This is a genomic window from Actinomyces gaoshouyii, from assembly GCF_002076915.1.
GTDB lineage: Bacteria > Actinomycetota > Actinomycetes > Actinomycetales > Actinomycetaceae > Actinomyces > Actinomyces gaoshouyii.
In genome coordinates this window covers 1,606,866-1,619,195 of record NZ_CP020468.1, presented here as the reverse complement: position 1 = coordinate 1,619,195, position 12,330 = coordinate 1,606,866, and the positions used below count along the sequence as shown (strand labels likewise).

The following is a 12,330-nucleotide window of genomic DNA, read 5'->3' as shown; positions in this document are numbered from 1 at the left end:
ACGGGTAGTGCTGGCTTCTACGCGGCGGGATGCCCATCGGCCGTGCGGGCGGGGCCGGACGGGGCGATGAGGTTGACCCGCTCGAGCAGGACGCGATCCGCCAGCACCTCGGGAGTCGGGGCGTCGGCGGACACACGGTGGTCCTCCCCCAGGACAACGGCGCGCGAGGTCATCGCGGCGACGGAGTCCAGATCATGACTGGCGATGACGAGGGTCGTGCCCGCGGCGCGCAAGCCGTCGACCACATCGATGAGCCATGCCCGTGAGCGCGGGTCGAGAGCCGACGTCGGCTCATCCATGAGAATGACGCGCGGTTCCATGACGAGGACGGAGGCGAGGGCCACACGCTTCTTCTGCCCGCCCGACAGGCGGAATGGGGGCCGATCCGCGAGGGCCTCGATCCCCATGCGTCGCATCGCGGTCCACGTACGATCCGCGGCCTCATCGACGCTCAGGCCGAGCTGATGGGCGCCGAAGGCGATCTCCTCCCGCACCGAGGCCGAGAACAGCTGGGCATCGGTGTTCTGGAAGACGAACCCGACGCGCGAGCGGAACCAGGCATTGGCCTCCTCGTCCTCCAGGGAATCCTCACTGATAGGGCGGCCCTCCAGGGCGAATGATCCCCGTGTGGGCGCCAGGAGGGCATCGAGCACGCGCAGGAGGGTTGACTTCCCGCATCCGTTGGCGCCGAGGAGCGCGACCGACTCACCGGCGACGATATCGAGGGTGACGTCGTCGAGCGCCGTGACCGGGCCGTCGTACACGTGGCTGATGCCGACCAGGCGGATCAGGGGAGGGAGCTCGCCGGCCCCGGAGGGAGGGGACGACGAGGCGGCGCGGGAGCGGAGGCACGCTCTCACGCCGCCCACCTCCCCCATGGGCCCCACTGCCCCGCAAGGACGTCGAGACCGCCCCAGAGGAGGAATGAGATGAAGACTGTGACGATCAGGACCGCCTCCCGGTGCCCGAGACCCCGAGGGCCGGACACAGCGGGAAAGGACCCGCGGAAGCCGCGGGCGAGCATGGCGTCGTGGACTTCTTCGGACAGTGCGCCGGCCCGTACGAGGGCGGCCGCTCCCACATGGGCCACTGCCGCGCCCGTCCCGCCGGGCGCCAGCCTGGGGCGCACCGTGCGCGAGCGCCGCGCGTCGATGGCATCGGCAACAACGCCGAGCAGGACCAGCAGGTAGCGATGGGCCATCGACGCGATTGTCGTGATGAGACGGGGCACGCGCAGCGCCGTGAGCGCTTCGAGGAGCGCGGAGCACCGCGTGGTCATGACGAGCAGGGCGACGAGCGCGAGTGAGCAGGCAGCGCGCTCGACAAGGCGCGCAGCCACGATGACGCCGATGGTCGTCACGGTCAGGCCTCCGGGAAGCGCGAAGAGCACGGGGCCCGGTGAGACTGCGGACAGTGCGGCCGGCAGCGCGGGCGCGAGAGTGAACAGGGGAGCGGGCAGGAGGCTGCGGCGCAGGAAGGCCCCCATTGGCAGGCGCGCGCTGCGGGCGAGGATCACCTCGGACGCGTAGATGACGGCCAGGGTGATCGGGGAGCGGACGAGGGCGATGCGGATGAGGCCCGCCAGGGAGAGGAGGACTGCGCACCTGGCGTCGATGCCGCGGGGCGGGCTGGTTCCGGGATGCGGCGGGCGGCCCTCGCGCAGCGCGAGCGAGGCGGCCGCCGTCGCATCGGCGAGGGTCCTCGTCAGTGCTCGGCGCGTGGAGCGGGCCCAGTGCGGGGATCTCACGAGTCTGACGCCGGTGGTCCCGACGCCACGATGGCCGTGTTCGGTCCTGTGGGCCGGTGGGGCGGGGAGGAATGGGGCGCTCTGCCGGCCGGGTGGCGGACGAGGCGCATGATGACCATGGCGAGGGTCCCGATCGTGAGGGTGCCCAGGATGGCGGATCCCCAGTACGCGAGGACGGGATGCGGGCCATCCGCGCCGTAGCCCGAGAGCAGTGCATGGTTCCAGAATTCCGCGTAGCGCGTCATCCCGGAGGGGAGGGCATTGAGGCCGAGGTCGGAGGGGGAGAGATCCTCGGGGGCGTCTTCGGCGAAGGCCGTGCCTTTTGCGAGCATGCCGAGGGGCGCCAGGGCGATGAGCGCCAGGATGCTCCTGGGAGCTTTGGCCGCGCGTGCGGCTCCGTCGGCAGCGGCCCCGCCGATGAGCCCGGTATGGGTGCGCAGCAGGAGCGAGGGGCGCGTGCGCGCGATGCGGGTGAGCAGGGCACCGGTGAGGAGGGCCTCGGCGGGCCCGGCGACGAGCAAGTGCGCCACCAGCATCGCCGGCAGTGTCTGGGACAGGGAATAGGGTGAGTACAGGGGGGTCCCATCGTCGGAGTGGAAAAAGGCCGGCTGGATGCCCAGCTCGACCGCAACGGCGAGTGCCGCCGCGAGCATCCCCGTGTACCCCCCGAGCGCTGCGGCCAGGGTACGGCGCCGCGAGTTCAGCATGGAGCCCTTGGAGAGGAGGCGATAGACCGCCAGGCCGACGATCGGCATGAGGATCGCCATGTTGAGTACGTTGGCGCCCCAGGTGAGTATGCCGCCGTCGTCGAAGAGCAGGGCCTGGAAGAGCAGAGCCACCGCGACGGCGATCATGGCCGCCCAGGGCCCCAGCACCACCCCGATGATGACGGCCCCTACGGCGTGGGCCGTCGTGCCTCCCGGCACGGGCAGATTGAGCATCATGATCAGGAAGCTGGAGGATGAGAACAGGGCGAGGGCCGGGACCTGGCGGGTACCGATCTCCTCGCCGACCCTGCGCGCGGCGAGCGCGAGGCTCGGCACGGTGATGAGCAAGGTCGCGGCGCAGGTCTCCGGGGAGAGGTAACCGTCAGGAATATGCATATCGTCCTTTCCAGAGCCTTCGGCGGGCCCGGATCCTATCCTCGGGCGGTAGGGGATTCTGATGCCGTCGACGGCGTGCGGAGTGGTCTTTTCCGCCGGTGGACGCTAGTGCCGATGTGTTGCGACAACATTGCGAGCCCCGCGCCGGATCAATGCCGACGCGGGGCGCGAGGGGGTGAGCGGAGGGCTCCCTGGAGTGAGCTCTCGCGGCGCTTCAGCCCTGGCGGGCCTTGAGACGCGGGTTCCTCTTGTTGATGACATAGGTGCGACCGCGACGGCGCACCACCTTCGAGCCCGGCTGCTTGGCCAGGGAGCGGATCGAGGCGCGGACCTTCATTCTCAGGCCTCCTTACTGGCGGGGCGGGCGCGCTTGCCGTAGCGGCGCTCGAACTTCTCCACGCGGCCGGCCGTGTCCAGGATCCGGCCCTGGCCGGTCCAGAACGGGTGGGAAGCGCTGGAGACCTCCACGTCGACGACGGGGTAGGCATTGCCGTCCTCCCATTCGATGGTTTCGGCGGAGGTCATGGTCGAGCGGGTCAGGAAGGCGAAGCCCGCGCTCTTATCGCGGAAGACGATCGGGTGGTAGTCGGGGTGGATTCCGGGTCTCATGGCGTGCTCCTTGTCATCAGCTTGTCACCAGGACGACTTGACGATGCCGGGCAGCTCGCCGCGCGCGGCCATCTCGCGGAATCGCACGCGGGAGGTCCCGGTGGCGCGCAGGTATCCGCGGGGGCGCCCGTCGACGGCGTCCCGGTTGCGCACTCGCGTGGGGGAGGCGTCTCGGGGCAGGGCGTGCAGCGCGGCCATGGCGGCCTCTCGCTCGGCGGCGCTCAGGTGCGGGTTGACGGAGATCCTCTTGAGCTCGGCGCGGCGCTCGGCGTAGCGGGCCACGACGGCGCGGCGGCGCTTGTCCGCGGCGATCTTGGAGTTCTTGGCCATCAGCGGGACTCCTTGAACTCAACGTGGCGGCGCACCACGGGGTCGAATTTGCGCAGCACGAGGCGATCGGGGGTGTTGCGGCGGTTCTTGCGCGTGACGTAGGTGCGGCCCGTGCCCGCGGTGGACACCATCGTGATGATGGGGCGCAGGCCCTTGGCGGCCGTGCTCATCGCAACTTCTCCCCTCGGGCGAGCATGTCAGTCACGACGGCGTCGATGCCCCTCTTGTCGATGGTCTTGATCCCGCGTGCGCTGACGGTCAGTGTGATGGTGCGCCCGAGCGAGGGCGCCCAGTAGCGCTTGCGCTGGAGGTTGGGGTCCCAGCGCCGGTTCGTGCGGCGGTGGGAGTGGGAGACGGACTTTCCGAAGACCGGTCGGGCCCCCGTGACTTGGCAGTAGGTGGTCATGGGGGCAGTATTGGGATTGAATCTCATTACCGTCAAGTTGGAGCCCCCCATGACTTTCGACTCATCCCCGCCCGGGGCGAACCCGCCCCCCTCCCGCGGCCCCCACGCCGACGCCGGCCACCGGATCGCCCTCATCGGCGCCGTCGATCCCGCGCTGCTGGACTTGGCGGCTCTCAGCCTCCATGGCGAGGACGCCCTCGTCATCGCCACCACGATCCACCCAGACCGGGGCGAGCATGGCGTCATCAGCCTGTCGTCGGTTGGATCGGAGGCCCTCGACGGCGAGCCCTCCCCGGCGCTCGCCGAGCCCGCCGTGCTCGATATCGACATGCCGATGCCCTGTCCCACCTGCGCCCTGCGCGAGGTGCTCCTCGCCGTCGCCCAGGACCGCGCTGCCGATGATCCGCGCGGTGCCACCGTCATCCTCCTGCCCCCGGCGATCGAGATCGTCCACCTCGCACCGCGCCTGGCAGAGGCACTCGAGGCCGTCCCGGGCATCGCGCTGGCGGGCGTCGCCCACGCGGTGCTCACCGTCACCGCCGTCGACGAGATCCTCACCCACATCCCCCTGGCCGACCGCGGTCTGGCCTGGGGCGAGGGCGACCCCCGCTGCACCGGCGAGGTCCATATGCTGGGGCTCGGCTACGCCGATGTCATCATCGCGGTGGGGGAGGAGGGTGCGGGCGCGGACCTCGTCGAGCACCTGCGCGCCCACGACGCGCTCCTCCTGCCCGGATTCGATGCGCCGGTCCTCAACGCCCTCATGTCGGTGCGCCATGACGCCCGCGCCGCCGTAGCCCGAGTCCATCCCGCCTCCACCCGCGCCTGGGGAGGGCCGGTGGAGCACGGCGTGCGCACCCTCGACCTCGTCTCCGACCGACCCTTCCATCCCGAGCGACTGCGCGAGCTCGTCGCCGACCTCGCCGGGGCGGGTATGTGCGCGCGCGGCTGCTTCTGGCTGCCCAGCCGTCCCGGGCGCGTCTGCGCGTGGGAGGTCGCCGGCGGCGCCGTCACTGTGGGGGATGCCGGCACCTGGGACGAGGCACCCGTTGCCTGGGGAGGGGAGGAGACGTTGGGGGCCGCAGTGGGCGGGCCCGTCGGCCCGCGCTGCCACCTGGTGATCACCGGCATCGCCGACGACGCCGCCTGCGAGCGCGTGCGCGAGGCCTTCTCCCGCATCCTCCTGAGGCCCGACGAGTTCGTGATGGCCCTGGCCTGGAGCGGCCCCGACGGCGATGCCATGGATGACTGGTTCGGCGGAGATTGAGGAGCCGTGGGGCCGGCGGGCCGACCGGTGCGGCTCGCACCCACCGGTGCGGGCAGGACGCACCACTCGGTGAGAATGGCGCCACTCGGGGCGGATAGCACCGGCCGACCGGCGCGCGCCGTCCCCCGTCGTCTCCTTGGTGTCGCCGCGCGTCGTGCCGTCGGGCGCGATAGGGTATGGCCGTCGCGACTGGCGCCGGGTGGATCACCACCGGGGAGCGGCATGACACGCAGATCCGGGGTCGCCCGCCTGGGCCGCGGATCGCCCGCCGCAGCGCACGCGCGCCCGATGTACTCGCAGGAGAAGCATGACCGCCCCAGCCACCGTCTGCCTCAACAACCTCCCCCTGGCCGAGCTCGACCCCGAGATCGCCGCCGTTCTGGACGACGAACTCGACCGCCAGCGCGGAACGCTCGAGATGATCGCCTCGGAGAACTTCGTGCCCCGCGCTGTTCTCCAGGCCCAGGGCAGCGTGCTCACCAACAAGTACGCCGAGGGCTACCCCGGCAAGCGCTACTACGGCGGCTGCGAGGTCGTCGACGTCGCCGAGCAGCTCGCCATCGACCGCGCCAAGGCCGTTTTCGGCGCCGAGTACGCCAATGTCCAGCCCCACGCCGGGGCCCAGGCCAACGCTGCCGTTCTCCACGCCCTGGCCGACTCCGGCGACACCATCCTCGGCCTGTCGCTCGCCCACGGTGGGCATCTCACCCACGGCATGCGAATCAACTTCTCCGGGAAGAATTACCACGCCACCGCCTACGGCGTCGATGAGACCACCCATCGCATCGAGATGGAGCAGGTGCGCGAGACCGCCCTGCGCGAGCGTCCTCGCGTCATCATCGCCGGCTGGTCCGCCTACCCCCGCCATCTGGACTTCGACGCCTTCCGCTCCATCGCCGACGAGGTCGGCGCCGCCCTGTGGACCGACATGGCGCACTTTGCCGGACTCGTCGCTGCAGGCCTGCACCCCAGCCCCCTGCCCGCCTCCGACGTCGTGTCCACCACCGTTCACAAGACCCTCGGCGGGCCGCGCTCGGGCATGATCCTGTCCAACCGCGCCGAGCAGTGGGGCAAGAAGCTCAACTCCGCCGTCTTCCCCGGCCAGCAGGGCGGGCCCCTCATGCACGTCATCGCCGCCAAGGCCATAGCCATGAAGATCGCCGGGACCCCCGAGTTCGCCGACCGGCAGGCCCGCACCCTCGCCGGTGCCCGGATCCTCGCCGAGCGCCTCCTCGCCGACGACGTGCGCGGCGCGGGCATCAGCCTGGTGACTGGCGGCACCGACGTCCACCTCGTCCTGGTGGACCTGCGCGACTCCGCTCTCGACGGCCAGCAGGCCGAGGACCTCCTCCACGCTGCGGGGATCACCGTCAACCGCAACGCCGTGCCCTTCGACCCCCGCCCCCCGCGCGTCACCTCCGGACTGCGCATCGGCACCCCCGCTCTGGCCACCCGCGGCTTCGGCGAGGCCGAGTTCACCGAGGTCGCCGAGATCATCGCCACCGCGCTGACCGCGGGCGCCACCGGCAACGCCACTGAGGATCTGCTCACGGGCCTGTGTTCGCGGGTGACGGCCCTGACCGACGCCTTCCCGCTCTACCCGGGCCTGGCTCAGTGAGGGCCCCCTGGGAGGGCGCTGCCCGCGTCCTGGACGGCAAGGCCGCCGCCTCCGCCATCAAGGCCGAGCTCGCCGAGCGAGTGGCGGTGCTGCGGGCCCGTGGGGTCGTGCCCGGGCTGGGCACAGTGCTCGTCGGTGAGGATCCGGGCAGCGTGAAATACGTGGCCGGCAAGCATTCGGACTGCCGCGAGGCCGGCATCGAGTCCATCCGAGTGGATCTGCCCGCCACCGCCGCCCAGGGGGAGATCGAGGCCGCGATCGATCGCCTCAACGCCGATCCCGCCTGCACCGGTTACATCGTTCAGCTGCCGCTGCCGCGCGGCATCGACACCAACGCCATCCTGGAGCGCATCGACCCCGACAAGGACGCCGACGGGCTCCACCCCACCAACCTCGGCCGACTCGTCCTGCGCGGCTCCGGGCCCATCGACTCGCCGCTGCCGTGCACGCCGCGCGGCTGCATCGAGCTCATGGCCCGCCATGGCATCGACCTGGCCGGCAAGGACGTGTGCGTCGTCGGTCGCGGCGTCACCGTGGGGCGCACCATCGGCCTCCTGCTGGCCCGAAAGGATGTCAACGCCACGGTGGACGTGTGTCATACGGGCACCGCCGACCTCGCAGCGCACGTGCGCCGCGCAGGCGTTGTCATCTCCGCGGCCGGCTCGGCCGGGATCATTACTCCTGCGATGGTGGCACCGGGCGCCGTCGTGCTCGATGTGGGCGTCTCGCGCGTGGTGGACCCCGGCACTGGCAAGGGCCGGATCGCCGGGGATGTCGCCGACGGCGTCGACCAGGTCGCCTCGTGGCTCTCCCCGAATCCCGGGGGGGTGGGCCCGATGACCCGCGCCCTCCTGCTGGCCAACGTCGTGGAGGCCGCCGAGCGCACCGCCCGTGTGGCCCCTTGACCGGTCTCGGTGAGAGGGGAGGGGGACGGTCAGTCAGTTGCCCATGACGAAGGCGCGCTTCCTCAGACTCCCGGGCTCCAGGTCCGTGATGACGACGGCGCTCACCGAGGCCCAGCGCGGGCCGCGGTAGAGCCAGGCGATGAGGCGCGCGACGTCGTCGGCAGGGCCTTGCGCGAGGACCTCCACATCGCCATCGGGCAGATTGCGCACCTCGCCCACCAGGCCGAGGCGCTCTGCCTCCTCCATGCAGGACCAGCGGAAGCCGACGCCTTGGACCCGCCCTGAGACCAGGGCGTGGATCGTGCGCGCGCGGGTTCCGCCGTCAGCGCCCGTCCCGGTGCTCGGCGCCCTGTCAGCCCCCGTGTCCGCCTCATCCTGTGCTCCAACGCTCGCCGCTCTGCCGCCCTTGCCGCCGATGAATCTCATGCTCCCATTGTCGCAGGCGGTCATCCGCCTCGCCGGGTCTCAACCCGCCTCGTTCAGCTGCGCTCTGCCGCGGCTCGCCGGTGCTCGCTGGGGCGCCGCCGCTCGCCTTACCCTGGTCGCCATGCGAATCGCCACCGTCAATGTCAACGGCATCCGGGCCGCCGCCCGCAAGGGAATGGGGGACTGGCTTGAGGCCGCCGCGCCCGATGTCCTCCTCCTGCAGGAGGTGCGCGCCGACCCCGAGATCGCCGCCCCGCTCCTACCCGGTTACGAGCCCATCATCTGGCCCTGCCGCATCAAAGGTCGCGCGGGAGTCGCCGTCGCCGTGCGCGAGGGCAGCGGCATCACGGTGGGGCGGACCCGTTTGGGAGTCGCCGTGCCCGGGAGCGACGAGCCCGATGTCGACTCCGGCCGCTGGCTGGAGGCTGACCTCGCCCTCCCCGACGCCACCCCGGGCGCCTCCCGCCTCCTCACGGTCATCTCCGCCTACCTGCACTCCGGCCAGATCGGCACGGAGAAGATGGAGCAGAAGTACGCCCATCTCGAGCTCGTCGACGCCCGTATGGCCGCCCTCCTGGCCGAGCGCGCGGCCTGCGATGGCGCCCGTGAGATCCTCATGGCTGGTGACCTCAACGTGGTGCGCTCCGAGCGCGACATCAAGAACTGGAAGCCCAACCACAACAAGGTCGCCGGCGTTCTCGATGACGAGATCGCCCACTTGGAATCCTGGTTCGACGCCGGATGGATCGACATCTCCCGCCACCTTCATCCCGACGCTCAGGGCCCATACACGTGGTGGTCCCAACGCGGCAAGGCCTTCGATAACAACGTCGGCTGGCGCCTCGACTACCAGGTCGTCACGCCCGGCCTGGCCGAGCGCGCCAAGAGCCTGCGCGTGGACCGCGCCGAGGACTACCAGAAGCGCTGGTCCGATCACGCCCCGCTCGTCGTCGACTACCGGCTGTAGCCCGGGCGCGGCCCCAGGGCGGCCGAGACCAGGTGGAGGCTTCTGACCTGGTCTCGGCCGCCCTGGGGCCGTCTTCGGCTGTAGCGAGATCAGGCCCGACGGCGGCGCAGCCGCCTGGTGACGAGCGCGATGACCGCGGTGAGGCCCAGGCCGAGTCCTCCGAGGTAGAAGAAATCGGCTCCTATTCCGCCGGTCACCGGGAGCGCGGGCACCGGGCTCTTGTAGTTCGGGAAGGGATCGTCGAACACGTGGTTCACGACGGCGCCGTCCGCTCCGATCGTGATGCTGAAGGCCTGCGCCGTATTGTCGAGCCAGTACCCGGCCGGCGCCTTGGACTCGGTGAGTGCCAGGGCTGCGCCGTCGGCGGGAATGCCCTCGACCCTGAAGGCGCCAGGAGCCGGGTCGGCGTCGTAGTAGGTCGCGCCCGCGGCCTTGGCCTTGCAATCGCCGGAATCGCAGTCGGTGATCACAGTCGCTGCGGGGAAGGAGGGCCCGGTGAGGGTCCATTCGGAGCCCGCCAGGGCCTTGTTGCTATCGCCATCGACCTTCTTCCAGGTCACTGCGCCAGTGGTCCGGGTGTTCGCGATGGCTCCAAGATCAACGTCGAGTGCCGTGCCCGAGATCTCCGCGGGCCGGACGGTGGCGTCCAGGACATAGCCACTGGGAGCGGTGGCCTCGGTCACGGTGTAGCGGCCCCAGGGCAGGTTCGTCACCCTGAACTTTCCGGGAGCGGGATCGGAGTCGGCGATGCCGTCCTGGCACTTCCCGTCCTCAACGCAGTCCGTCACGGTCACTTCTGCGGCGCCGGGGCTCGCGCTCTTGATCGTCCAGGAGGATCCGGGGATCTCCTCCGCGGTGCCGGCGTCGGTCTTGGTCCAGGTGAGGGTGCCGGGCTTGCGCTGGTTGGTGAACTCGCAGGCGATTGTGGTGCCGGGCGAGACGGTGATCGTGCCCTCGCCGGATTTGCCGGTGGGGGTGACGGGGAGGGAGGAACCGTCCTCGGCCGTGCAGGAGATCGCCTTGTTCTCCCAGCCCTCGACGGCTGCCTCACTGATGGTGACGGTGCCGGTGCTCTTGCCGGAGGGAACGGTGACGGTCCAAGGATCGGTGACCGTGCCATCGTCCCCCGTGGTCTGGGTGCCGCCCACCACGGTGGAGGAGTCCTGGGCGGCGGCGGTCAGCTCCCAGCCCTTGCGGGAGGCGGGCAGCGGAGTCCCGTCCACCGCGAGGGCCTTCTTGGTCATCGTGAGGGCCGCTTCGAGGCGATCGTTGGTGACGTCGCTGATGCGCGCATCGAGCTGGTCGCTCGTGATCCTCCCACTCCAGGCGGTCGTGGCCTTCTTATAGTTCTCGGGAGGGACGGTCTCGGTGAGGGAGTAGTCGCCCAGGGGGAGATTCTCGACGCGGAACTTGCCAGGGGCGGGGTCGGCGTCGTTCGTGCCATCGCACTGCCCAGGGGAAACGCAGTCCTTCACCGCCAGCGCGGTGCCGTGAGGGCCGGAGAGAGACCACTCGGAGCCGGGCAGATACTGGGACGGCGCGTCGCTGGCCGTCTTGTCCCAGGACAGGGAGCCGGTGAGGGCGGTATTGGTGAGTGTGCACTCCACTGCGACGCCGTTCTCCTGAGGGATCTTGATCGTGCTCCCGGTTCCAATGCCCTGGGCGAATGGGGTGCTGCTCCCGTTCTTCGTGCAGCTCCACGACGAGGAGTAGTTGGAGAGGACGGCGCCATTGACGGCGGTTTCCGAGAAGGAAAAGGAGCCGCCGATCCTCACCGGGAAGAGGCCGATGAGCTCGCTCTGCACGCCAGTCCTGCTACCCGTGGTGTCAACCGAGGCGATCTCATCGTTCGGCTCCCCGTAGCTCACTGAGAGGCGGAACTGGTCGCCGGGCTTGTCCCGCTTGACGATGTCCTTCTTCAGGATGAATGTTGCGGGCGAGCCGCAGCTCGCCAGGTCGTAGTTGTTAGTGAGGGTTGTTTTATTGATCTTCGATTCGATGGCGTCGAAGCTGACCGGGTCGTAGGTGCCCACGTTGGAGGCGTCGGAGAGGTAGAGCTTCCCCTCGGAGTCGAAGGCGATGCCGTTGATGGCCATATTGGCTGAGACGATGTCGGCCTTGGTGGCGTTCGAGGGGATGCTGTAGTCGCTGCCGATGGCCGTGGCGAGAGTCTCAGCGGTGACGGAGTAGATCTGGGTGAGGCCCGAGGTGCTCACGCTCCGGACGATGAACATGTTCCCGTTGTCGTCGAAGGCCAGGTCGCCGTTGCCGTCGCCGCGGGGGTGCTGCTCGCCGACGTCGACGTAGCCGACTTCCTGGATCCGATCGGCGTTCATCCCGGAGTCGTGGGGAAGCTTCCAGATGCGGAAACGCAGGTGGGTCTTGCCGCTCTGCTCGTCCTCGTGCTCCTGGTAGCCACCGAAGTAGTAGTCGCCGGTCGAGGGCTGGACGCCGCCGGCGATATAGGTCCCTCCGGAGAGGAGACCGCGCTCGGCGGAGTCCACAGGCTCCGTGGACGTCCATCCCTCATTGGTGTAACGGGCGATCCTGATGGTCCGGGAGCCGCCGTCCGGCTGGCTCTGGATGACGTAGTAGGCGCCGGTCCCGTTCTTCTCGATGCCCAGGCTGTTCGCCCGGTACCCATCGAAGAACCAGTCCCAGGGAATGTCGTCGCCGGCCACCTCCGAGACGGTGCCGTCGGGGGAGATCCTGCTGATGTGCCCATCCCGGTCCAGGCCGTACACGTACCCGGGAGAGCAGTCGAAGATCCCGTCCGCCGCCTGGGCGGTCGCGATGATGCCGAGGGGGCGGGGAATGCTGATCGCGTCAACGCAGATGAGGGCAAACGCGCAGACGGCGAGTATCGCGCATCGGGTGATGTGGTTGATGCGCGGCAGAGCGTGGGAACCGGATGCCATGAGTCACTCTTCGTTGTGAATCGGACGTGGCACT

At 70.0% G+C, this 12,330-nt stretch carries 14 protein-coding genes and 1 riboswitch; of the genes, 4 read left to right on the top strand and 10 right to left on the bottom strand.

Features of this window, described 5'->3' with window-relative positions; translation table 11 throughout:
- Positions 1 to 17: 17 nt before the first annotated feature.
- The 8 genes from B6G06_RS06605 to rpmB form a co-directional block, all read right to left on the bottom strand.
- Complete coding sequence (locus B6G06_RS06605; RefSeq protein WP_205635447.1) at positions 18 to 860, bottom strand: energy-coupling factor ABC transporter ATP-binding protein; 843 nt, start codon at positions 858 to 860, stop codon at positions 18 to 20.
- Entirely contained in the window at positions 857 to 1,747 is an 891-nt protein-coding gene (locus B6G06_RS06600) for an energy-coupling factor transporter transmembrane component T family protein (protein ID WP_164505205.1), read from the bottom strand. Before B6G06_RS06600 ends, B6G06_RS06605 begins: the two co-directional genes overlap by 4 nt.
- Complete coding sequence (gene cbiM / locus B6G06_RS06595; RefSeq protein ID WP_080461843.1) at positions 1,744 to 2,850, bottom strand: cobalt transporter CbiM; 1,107 nt, start codon at positions 2,848 to 2,850, stop codon at positions 1,744 to 1,746. The genes B6G06_RS06600 and cbiM overlap by 4 nt, the downstream gene beginning before the upstream one ends.
- Before the next feature lie 214 nt (positions 2,851 to 3,064).
- On the bottom strand, positions 3,065 to 3,187 hold the full coding sequence (ykgO, locus tag B6G06_RS06590) for a type B 50S ribosomal protein L36 (RefSeq protein WP_080461842.1): 123 nt from the start codon (positions 3,185 to 3,187) through the stop codon (positions 3,065 to 3,067).
- A gap of 2 nt (positions 3,188 to 3,189) precedes the next feature.
- Positions 3,190 to 3,459, bottom strand: coding sequence for a type B 50S ribosomal protein L31 (locus B6G06_RS06585; protein WP_080461841.1), 270 nt, complete (start codon positions 3,457 to 3,459; stop codon positions 3,190 to 3,192).
- A gap of 24 nt (positions 3,460 to 3,483) precedes the next feature.
- Positions 3,484 to 3,789 carry a 30S ribosomal protein S14 gene (gene rpsN / locus B6G06_RS06580; protein WP_081171625.1) on the bottom strand — a complete coding sequence of 102 codons (306 nt, stop codon included), beginning with the start codon at positions 3,787 to 3,789 and terminating at the stop codon, positions 3,484 to 3,486.
- A complete protein-coding gene (gene rpmG / locus B6G06_RS06575; protein ID WP_080461839.1) occupies positions 3,789 to 3,959 on the bottom strand; it encodes a 50S ribosomal protein L33 in 171 nt (56 codons plus the stop codon). Before rpmG ends, rpsN begins: the two co-directional genes overlap by 1 nt.
- Positions 3,956 to 4,195 (bottom strand): 50S ribosomal protein L28, encoded by a 240-nt coding sequence (rpmB, locus tag B6G06_RS06570; protein WP_081171623.1) that lies wholly within the window; start codon positions 4,193 to 4,195, stop codon positions 3,956 to 3,958. The genes rpmG and rpmB overlap by 4 nt, the downstream gene beginning before the upstream one ends.
- A gap of 49 nt (positions 4,196 to 4,244) precedes the next feature.
- Here rpmB and B6G06_RS06565 point away from each other — a divergent pair, with 49 nt between their 5' ends.
- The 3 genes from B6G06_RS06565 (at position 4,245) to B6G06_RS06555 (ending at position 7,985) form a co-directional block, all read left to right on the top strand.
- A complete protein-coding gene (locus tag B6G06_RS06565) occupies positions 4,245 to 5,462 on the top strand; it encodes a CobW C-terminal domain-containing protein (RefSeq protein ID WP_081171621.1) in 1,218 nt (405 codons plus the stop codon).
- 175 nt (positions 5,463 to 5,637) lie between these two features.
- Positions 5,638 to 5,724: riboswitch (ZMP/ZTP riboswitch) on the top strand.
- Between the two features lie 45 nt (positions 5,725 to 5,769).
- Entirely contained in the window at positions 5,770 to 7,080 is a 1,311-nt protein-coding gene (gene glyA / locus B6G06_RS06560) for a serine hydroxymethyltransferase (RefSeq protein WP_080461836.1), read from the top strand.
- Positions 7,077 to 7,985: a bifunctional methylenetetrahydrofolate dehydrogenase/methenyltetrahydrofolate cyclohydrolase gene (locus B6G06_RS06555; protein ID WP_080461835.1), complete on the top strand. Its 909-nt coding sequence runs from the start codon at positions 7,077 to 7,079 to the stop codon at positions 7,983 to 7,985. Before glyA ends, B6G06_RS06555 begins: the two co-directional genes overlap by 4 nt.
- 33 nt (positions 7,986 to 8,018) lie before the next feature.
- On the opposite strand, the gene B6G06_RS06550 is transcribed toward B6G06_RS06555, so the two are convergent.
- The gene (locus tag B6G06_RS06550; RefSeq protein ID WP_229657901.1) at positions 8,019 to 8,285 is read right to left on the bottom strand and encodes an acylphosphatase; all 267 of its coding nucleotides are present in this window, start codon (positions 8,283 to 8,285) and stop codon (positions 8,019 to 8,021) included.
- 247 nt (positions 8,286 to 8,532) lie between these two features.
- Between B6G06_RS06550 and B6G06_RS06545 the strand changes: the two genes are divergently transcribed.
- A complete protein-coding gene (locus B6G06_RS06545; RefSeq protein ID WP_080461834.1) occupies positions 8,533 to 9,378 on the top strand; it encodes an exodeoxyribonuclease III in 846 nt (281 codons plus the stop codon).
- An 89-nt stretch (positions 9,379 to 9,467) separates the two neighbouring features.
- Here B6G06_RS06545 and B6G06_RS06540 read toward each other — a convergent pair whose 3' ends face one another.
- Entirely contained in the window at positions 9,468 to 12,296 is a 2,829-nt protein-coding gene (locus tag B6G06_RS06540; protein ID WP_081171619.1) for an MSCRAMM family protein, read from the bottom strand.
- Between the last annotated feature and the right edge of the window lie 34 nt (positions 12,297 to 12,330).